This is a genomic window from Pseudomonas sp. 5Ae-yellow (genome assembly GCF_014077575.1).
GTDB lineage: Bacteria > Pseudomonadota > Gammaproteobacteria > Pseudomonadales > Pseudomonadaceae > Halopseudomonas > Halopseudomonas neustonica.
In genome coordinates, this window is sequence record NZ_JACGWE010000108.1 from 1 (window position 1) to 1,363 (window position 1,363).

The following is a 1,363-nucleotide window of genomic DNA, read 5'->3' on the forward strand; positions in this document are numbered from 1 at the left end:
AGGCAAGAGCAGACCTATTTGAATACATCGAGCGGTTCCATAATCCTAGGATGCGACGTAGAGTTGCTGCGCAGGATCAAAAGCTCTTAGCTGTTTTATAACCGTCCGTGGAAACGGGGTAGAACCCAACCGACGTCATTGAAGTGGCGGTGCGCCGATTAAGGGCAAAGATAGATGATAACTTTGAACCCAAACTGATAAGGACGGGGCGTGGCATGGGCTACGTAATAGACGACTCGGAGGTCTAATAGGTGCAGGTCTCACTCACGAAGCGACTGAGTATCATGTTTATGCTCGCTGTTGTTGGCGTACTGGCGGTTGCTGGGCTGTCCTTCAGGCAATTGACCCTGCATCATTTTGAAGAAGTAGACAGACAGATTTTAGAGGAAAAAATGACTGCTGCTGAGCAAATTCTGCGAACAGCGGGGCAGGGCGTCTTTTAATGCTGCTTTCCCAGAGCTGAAAGCCTTGCTTGGTGGCCATCAGGACTTGTATGTGGTGATCGAAGACCCGAGTGGGTAGATTCTGTTCAGCGAAGCTGGGCTTAATGGTTTACACGATCATCTGAAGCCTTTCCGGCACCAAAGCGCCTAAGAGTTAAAAACAGCCGGAAAGGTTTGGCGTGCCAGCAAGAAACGTGTCGACATAAATGGCCAAGAGCCAGTGACGATTCTATTGATGCTCGACATTACTGCACTTAAAGCCTTCTTCAGCACGCTGGCTAATTGGTTGTGGACAGGATTATTTATTTTTGCTTTTGTTGGCGCGTTGCTGGGTTGGTTGCTAGCACGGGCTGGGCTGAGGCCGTTGAAAGAAGTAACCAACGTATTCTCTTCTATCTCGGAAAAGTCACTGGAAGATCGTATTTCGACCCAAAATATTCCTGTTGAATTGCGTGATATGACCGCTGCATTCAACGGTATGCTCGCGCGCTTGGAGAGTGCCTTTGTAAAGCTCAGCCATTTTTCAGCTGACATAGCACATGAGCTGCGTACACCGTTGACTAATCTAATTACGCATACCGAAGTTGTATTGACCCGGGCGAGAACGGCTGACGATTATAAGGAAAACCTCTACGCGAATCTTGAAGACTTGCGGCGCATGTCCAGAATGATCGATGACATGTTGTTCCTAGCCAAAGCCAGTAATGGCTTGGTTATTCCGCAACAACGGCTCATCGCGCTCGAGCAGCTTTGTGCGAGCGTGCTTGAGTACTATCAATTTGAGGCGGAAGAACGTAAGCGATCCATAAACCCCGTATTGCGATGATCGTTGCAGATCAGTAAGCAACCGGGCCGCAGCGCCAAGGCAGCAGCGCTTCGTAGTCCTCGGCGGACGCTGCCAGCGGCAGCCGTTCCATTAC

At 49.8% G+C, this 1,363-nt stretch carries 2 protein-coding genes and 1 pseudogene; all 3 read left to right on the forward strand.

Going from position 1 to position 1,363, the window contains the following annotated elements:
- Positions 1-128: 128 nt before the first annotated feature.
- Positions 129-248 (forward strand): annotated as a pseudogene (locus H4J77_RS19445) (winged helix-turn-helix domain-containing protein); the annotation flags it as partial.
- 3 nt (positions 249-251) lie between these two features.
- The gene (locus H4J77_RS19450) at positions 252-443 is read left to right on the forward strand and encodes a hypothetical protein (protein ID WP_404940804.1); all 192 of its coding nucleotides are present in this window, start codon (positions 252-254) and stop codon (positions 441-443) included.
- A gap of 235 nt (positions 444-678) precedes the next feature.
- The gene (locus H4J77_RS19455; protein WP_182250108.1) at positions 679-1,269 is read left to right on the forward strand and encodes a histidine kinase dimerization/phospho-acceptor domain-containing protein; all 591 of its coding nucleotides are present in this window, start codon (positions 679-681) and stop codon (positions 1,267-1,269) included.
- Positions 1,270-1,363 lie beyond the last annotated feature (94 nt).

Coding starts and splice junctions, on each gene's coding strand:
- H4J77_RS19455 (WP_182250108.1), top strand. CDS start 679: ATGCTCGACATTACTGCACTTAAAGCCTTCTTCAGCACGCTGGCTAAT.